This is a genomic window from Paraburkholderia sp. RL18-101-BIB-B (assembly GCF_046026985.1).
Taxonomy (GTDB): Bacteria; Pseudomonadota; Gammaproteobacteria; order Burkholderiales; family Burkholderiaceae; genus Paraburkholderia.
Map to the genome: position 1 here is coordinate 1 of NZ_JARESV010000166.1, position 956 is coordinate 956.

At 58.1% G+C, this 956-nt stretch carries 3 protein-coding genes; 2 read left to right on the forward strand and 1 reads right to left on the reverse strand.

What is annotated here, in order from left to right:
• A complete protein-coding gene (locus P0D73_RS46505; protein WP_408321534.1) occupies window positions 1-156 on the forward strand; it encodes a type II toxin-antitoxin system CcdA family antitoxin in 156 nt (51 codons plus the stop codon).
• Window positions 156-476, forward strand: coding sequence for a CcdB family protein (locus P0D73_RS46510; RefSeq protein WP_408292730.1), 321 nt, complete (start codon window positions 156-158; stop codon window positions 474-476). Before P0D73_RS46505 ends, P0D73_RS46510 begins: the two co-directional genes overlap by 1 nt.
• Before the next feature lie 89 nt (window positions 477-565).
• Here the strand turns inward: P0D73_RS46510 and P0D73_RS46515 are convergent.
• Window positions 566-956 (reverse strand): hypothetical protein (locus P0D73_RS46515; RefSeq protein WP_408436474.1); only part of this gene is annotated, 391 nt, incomplete at its 5' end.

A 956-nucleotide genomic window follows, 5' to 3' on the forward strand; every position in this document is an offset into this window, starting at 1 on the left:
ATTAATCTTTCGCGCGCGAGCGAGCGCGGTGTACGCGAAGAAATCCAGGAGGCCGAGGCGCGGCGGTGGGCCGATGATAACGCCGAGCTGGTCGCCGCCTACACGGCGATGGTCGATCGCGACGGGCTTCCGCTCGCGAAATACAGGACGTTTTGATGGCCCGGTTTGATCTCTACGCGAACCCTGACATTGAGACGCGCAAGCTTGCACCTTACCTGCTCGACGTGCAAAGCGCCTATGTCGGCATTTTGCCGACGCGCATCGTAATTCCGCTGCGACCTGCTCGGCAACTCGCCTTCTCCGGCAAACCATCCGACCTTCTTCCCGTTTTCGAACTCCACGGCGAAGAATGTTTCCTTGATACGCCTGCCATGAGCGCGGTCCCCTTGAAGGCTCTCGGCAAGTGCATTGGTTCCCTTTCAGATCGACGCGAGGCCATCCTCGCGGCGCTCGACCGGATCTTCGGCGCATACTGAGCGACAACAAATCGACTTTGTTCCTAAGGGCGACCGTCGTATCAGCGAATCAACCTCGAACCTCTAAATATTGATTTCGCTGTTGCGCTTCACGCTGATACGGCCCCGGAAAAACCGCGATTGGAGATGCGATGCAATTGGACAAGCAACAAAAGAGGCTCAGGCAAAGTGGCGTAACTATGCGTCCTGGCCCGCCAAGCTTGCTGGCAAAGGTACTGGCCGTGGTGATAGGCGCTGCCCTGCTCGTCGTGGGGTTCGCCGTTTCGCTTGTAATGTTGGCAGTGGTTCTTGGAGCAGGAATTGTGATCGGCGGTTTTGTCTGGTGGAAGACGCGCGATCTGCGCAAACAGATTCGTGAGCAGGCAATACGCGCACAGCAGACGCACGAGCAGCAGGTGCGCGAGCGCGCGGGCCAGCGCATGGATATCGGCGACGTGATCGAGGACGTAGAGTTCCACGACGAGAATCGACAGAAATAAG